This window comes from Marinagarivorans sp., assembly GCF_982758155.1.
Map to the genome: position 1 here is coordinate 1 of NZ_CEXWTU010000292.1, position 5,057 is coordinate 5,057.

General features: G+C 46.8%; 4 protein-coding genes and 1 pseudogene. 4 read left to right on the forward strand and 1 reads right to left on the reverse strand.

What is annotated here, in order from left to right; translation table 11 throughout:
• Positions 1-1,713: sialate O-acetylesterase (locus AC3A8L_RS19610; protein WP_487963962.1), on the forward strand; the 1,713-nt coding region annotated here is incomplete at its 5' end.
• Positions 1,714-1,770: 57 nt separating this feature from the next.
• On the opposite strand, the gene AC3A8L_RS19615 is transcribed toward AC3A8L_RS19610, so the two are convergent.
• On the reverse strand, positions 1,771-3,009 hold the full coding sequence (locus tag AC3A8L_RS19615; protein ID WP_487963963.1) for a heavy metal-binding domain-containing protein: 1,239 nt from the start codon (positions 3,007-3,009) through the stop codon (positions 1,771-1,773).
• Between the two features lie 287 nt (positions 3,010-3,296).
• Here AC3A8L_RS19615 and AC3A8L_RS19620 point away from each other — a divergent pair, with 287 nt between their 5' ends.
• The 3 genes and pseudogenes from AC3A8L_RS19620 to miaE all read left to right on the forward strand — a co-directional run.
• Entirely contained in the window at positions 3,297-3,950 is a 654-nt protein-coding gene (locus tag AC3A8L_RS19620; RefSeq protein ID WP_487963964.1) for an SAM-dependent methyltransferase, read from the forward strand.
• A 226-nt stretch (positions 3,951-4,176) separates the two neighbouring features.
• Positions 4,177-4,620, forward strand: a complete 444-nt coding sequence (locus tag AC3A8L_RS19625; protein ID WP_487963965.1) for a DUF1289 domain-containing protein — start codon at positions 4,177-4,179, stop codon at positions 4,618-4,620.
• A gap of 2 nt (positions 4,621-4,622) precedes the next feature.
• Positions 4,623-4,901: pseudogene (gene miaE, locus AC3A8L_RS19630) on the forward strand (tRNA isopentenyl-2-thiomethyl-A-37 hydroxylase MiaE); the annotation flags it as partial.
• Positions 4,902-5,057 lie beyond the last annotated feature (156 nt).

Below are 5,057 nucleotides of genomic sequence, written 5' to 3' on the forward strand. Positions count from 1 at the left end.
ATAGCCGTTAGTGGCAATAACCAAATAATGCTTACAGATGTATTGGTGGGCGATGTTTGGCTAGCCTCGGGCCAATCCAATATGGAGCTGACCCTGTCGCGAGCAGAGCCTCATTTTCCCGATTTAGTCCCTAGTATTAATAATGCTCAAATTCGGCAATTTGAAGTCCCGGATCATTTTAATTTTAAAACACCGCAAAAAGACTTGGCGGCTGGGAGCTGGGAAAACGCAACACAGGAAAATATCAGAAAATTTTCAGCGGTGGCTTATTTCTTTGCCAGTAATATCCATCAGTCTGAAGGTGTGCCTATAGGCATTATTAATGCGAGTTTAGGCGGCTCGCCCGTTGAAGCTTGGCTGAGTGAAGAGGTTTTGTCTAAATACAGTGAACCCTACGCTGAAGCTCTTAAGTTTCGCAGTGATAAATTAATCGAAGAGATTAAGGCCACTGATAAGGCGAGAAGTAACGAATGGTACGGCTCTATTTATCAAAAAGATTTGGGGGTTGATGGTGGGAAAAATACTTGGGCGCAGCCTGCTTTTCAGGCTGAAGGTTGGCGTTCAACGCTAATTCCTAGCTACTGGGGTGTGCCGCGAGAGGGAATATCCGAGCCTTTACAGGTGGTTGAGGCTGGAGAAGGTTCGGTTTGGTATCGCAAGAGTATTCATTTAACCGCGCAGCACATTGCGGCTCAAGGTTCGGATGATGCATTGTTGGTGATGGGGACTATTGTCGATGCCGACGAGATTTTTGTGAATGGCGTGAAAGTAGGTAATACCACCTATATGTACCCTCCGAGACGCTACAAGGTTCCGGTAAAACATTTGCAGGCAGGCAAAAATACGATAGCGGTACGCGTTATTAATAATTCAGGCCTTGGTGGTTTTATTCCCGATAAGGAGTATGCCTTACACCTCGAAAATGCGACTCTTGATTTAAAAGGTGAGTGGTTATTTAAGCGTGGCTCAAACATGCCGGCGGCAACCTCGCAAACATTTATTCGCTGGAAACCGATGGGTTTATACAATGGCCTTATCGCACCTTTAACGCCTTATGCCATTAAAGGCGTTATTTGGTCGCAAGGTGAATCCAACGCCGGTCAGGCGGATACCTACCTGGAGCGCTTCTCTGCATTGATTAAAGATTGGCGAAAAAAATGGGGGCAGGGTGATTTTCCATTTTTGTATGCGCAACTATCCAATTATGTGTCGCCAGGGGAGCCTAGAGATAGTCGTGGAAATTGGCCAGAATTACGCGATGCACAGCTTGCAACATTAACAGTGCCCAATACGGCAATGGTTGTCACTATCGATATCGGCGAGTGGAATGATATTCACCCCTTAGATAAAAAAACAGTGGGTGATCGCTTTGCTTTAGCAGCTAATAAGCTGGCATACGGCCACAATGTTGAATATTCAGGGCCATTGCTTAAATCGGCTAAACGCAAAGGTAGCAAGGTTAAAATTAAATTTAACCATAGCAAAGGCTTGATGGTTAAAGGTGGCGTGTTAGCTGGCTTTGAAGTAGCCGGGGCCGATGGGGAATTTGTGCCAGCCAAGGCTAAAATTAAGGGGCGCTCTATTGTTGTGTGGAGTGATTCAGTCAAAAAACCAACGCAGGTTCAATATGCTTGGCGTAATAACCCAGAAGGCGCAAACCTATTTAATGAAGCGGGTTTACCAGCGTCACCCTTTAAGGTAATCGAGCTGTGATATTCGCCTAGTGCGTTAAAGGGCTCTTACGAGCCCTTTTTTGTCGACTAAAATAAATTAACCGGCTTTTGCTTTAACGGCAGTACCGGTGGCGCTAATAAATAGCATGGCGTTGCCGCCACCGGCCATTTCAATTTTTTGTTTTACATCTACCCCTACGACGGCATTTGCGCCAATGGCATAGGAATCTTTGCGGAGCTCATCAAGTACGGCTATGCGGGCTTGTTTTAGCGCTGTTTGAGTTGAGTGACTGCGCCCCCCTACAAACTTACCTTCACTGAATAGGTCTTTGACGATATTCATGCCAAAAATATAATCGGCAGATATTACTTCTAGGCGCGCAGTTACGGCCAAATTATGAAGCTTTTCTGTGGTCAGTATAACCTTCTTATATAAGTGGCTTTCTTGAGTGCTGTTATTAGAAGGGGAGGTGTTGCCTTCGGTATTGTCTTGAGTTTTTTCTTGTGAGGCCGGCATTGCAACCTCTGTTTTTGTGGTTAGCCGCTGTGCAGTGGATACCACTTCTAAGGGCGTAGTGTGTTTATTTTGCGGTTCTTGTTGAGTGCTAGCTTCATCGGTCTCTTTGTTAATTACAGATTTAGCCGGTGCGGGCTCAATAAGTTCTTTCTCTTGTGGGGTTTCATGAGTGGCTTTTTGTTCTTGAGAGCTATTGTCGAGCCGCTGCGTAATTGCGGCAAGGCTAAATTCTGGGCGATTACTTGATGTGGTAGGCGTTGAAAGAACATCGCTAAACAGTAGCGTGCTATCACTATCTTCAGGAATTACTTTGTCGGCATCGTTTTTTACGTTTTCTGCGATGGCAACTTCTTCTTTTTTTAATGCATGCTCTATTTTTTTTGTTTCCTTAGGGGCAGTCTCAGGAATAACCAGCTCAAGACTGTCAGCGCTAACACCTGCTTGTACCTCAGGCTGTTGTTCGTGTTGTTCGTGTTGTTGCTTGGTTTCTTGCTCAGATTGTTGTTCAGGTTGTTGACTAAATTGTTGCTCGGGTTGCATATCGGGGGGCGTGTTATTACGCTTGTTCGTAGGCTCCTTAGCTGCCGCAATGGTGGTTTCGCTGCTTGATGTGTACGACGTAAGGGCCGTCTCCAATACCCCATCCAAGGCGACTTCAAGGGGGATTGTCGATTCTGAGGGGGCCTGTGTTTTTACTCGCGCGCGACGTTTTTTGTGAGCCCTATCGTGCTCATGAAAACAGTTAGGGCACTGGTGCGCTGCTTTATAGACGCCACCGTTCATAGGTTTATGACATTTTTGGCACGTGTTCGACAGCATTTGAAGTCCCCGAGATTGTTATTTGGTGATAATTGGGTGCGGATTTTAGGGGACCGGATAGGTTTGCTCAAGACATCTCACGTTTATTAATCGATCGCGAGGCATACAGATGTTTTAAACGCTACCGAAAACCCTTTGGTATTATATTTGTGATTCGCCGCTGGCCTGCGGAATACTTACTTAACATGGAAATAATTTGAGGGTGATTTGAAATTGAGGGGTTGTCTGCAAACTTTAGGGTGTTATGTTGCCGCGATAAAATGATTGAAAATTTAAAGTGATCCACTATGAGCATTAAACACTATATTCGCTCCCTTAATTTACGGGCTCGTGTGAGTAATCCCCGCGATGAACTCTGGGATAGGCGCTTAGGTATCAGTACTTTCGGCCATTATGATCCCACCGTTAAAGATGGGCGTTATTACGGCACTGTAAAGTATTGTGTATTAACAAAAGTTTTTGAGGTAATAAAACCGCAAGCCAAAGACACACTATGTGATATAGGTTGCGGGCTCGGTCGCCCTATGTTTTTTGCAGCGTCGCAGTTTGGTGTGGAGCAATGCGTTGGCGTAGAGGCTAATCCGCAGCTTGTGGCGATGGGGAATAAAAATATTGAGGGTTATCGCGGTTCAGGCTCAATCACTATTGAGCAGGCTCTTGCTCAAGATGCAAATTACGATAATGCCGACATTATTTTTATGTACAACCCTTTCGGCTTCCTCACCATGCAGGCCGTTGTGCAAAACCTGGAAGCGTCTTTGCTTGCGCGGCCGCGAAAATTGCGTATAGCGTACTTGAACCCAATAGAAGAGCGCGCCTTTTTAGCGTCTTCTGTTTTTGAGAAAAGCTCGGAGCTTTCTCATGTTCAAGCGCCCGAGTTAAATACCGGTGCCTATAAGCCAAAAGAAATCCCGGCCGTTTCGTTTTTCGAGAGCCGCTAAGGCGGCAATACTTCCAGCTTTAGTTGGCTAGAGGTACTTAGATCTTCGCCGTTGTGGGTGTCTCGGTAGGCAGTGGGGCGGTGTACCGGCGCAGGCTAACCCTCTTTGAGTCACAGAGCTCAGTTCGCAGCAAGCAAATCATCAAATAACGACCATCAACCTTTAACCTACCGTCTAAATTTGCTACCTTGCGCACCCGTTTCGGCAACCGCAAAGTTTCTTATTCATGGTTAATAAAGTCAAAACACCCTGCATTGGCGTTTGCTCTACCGGCATAGGCGATAGCGTCTGCCGTGGCTGCAAGCGCTATACCCATGAAGTCGTCGATTGGAACGCCTATACCGAAGCCCAGCGGGTGAGCATCTCCTTGCGCTTAGATGCCTTGATTCGCCAGGTGCTAGAGGCCCGCGTAGAGATATTCGACGAGCCTTTGTTGCGCCAGCAGCTGCGCATGCAAAAGGTCAGGCATCATCAAGAGCAATCGCCTTATGCCTGGTTCTTCGAAATACTGAAGGTGGGAGCAGGGCAGATCCGTAACCTAGAAGACTTCGGCGTACGCCTATTACCCGAATATGCTCAAATGAGTTTGCCTGCGTTTAAAACCATGGTCGACGAAGATTTTTTTGTGCTCTCTCAAGTTCACTATGAACGCTATTTTTCAAAGGTGTAATCATGCAAGCTATATACGATTTTTTACTGTGTGAAACCCCCGATGCTTGGGTGGCACAAGCATTAAAAGAGCCCGAAATTCTACTTATCGATCACGCTAACTGCGAGAAAAAAGCCGCCAGTACAGCGATGAATCTTATGTACCGTTATATCGATAATTTCGATCTGCTCCATAAAATGAGCCGCCTAGCCCGTGAAGAGCTTCGGCACTTCGAGCAAGTGATCGAGATTATGGAAAACCGCGGCATCGTCTACGATGCTGCTGCTGCCACGCGGCTCGCCCGGCTGCAGCAACAGCTTCTTGCTGCTGCCCGCAAGGCCCACGACCTGTGCCTGGCCTTGCTTCACGTGATAGATCATACTCGATCGCGACTCCGCTCGAACCCGAGGTTTGGGTGGCCCTGATAGGCTCATCGCAGCTTCGGTCTGCTCGTTCTC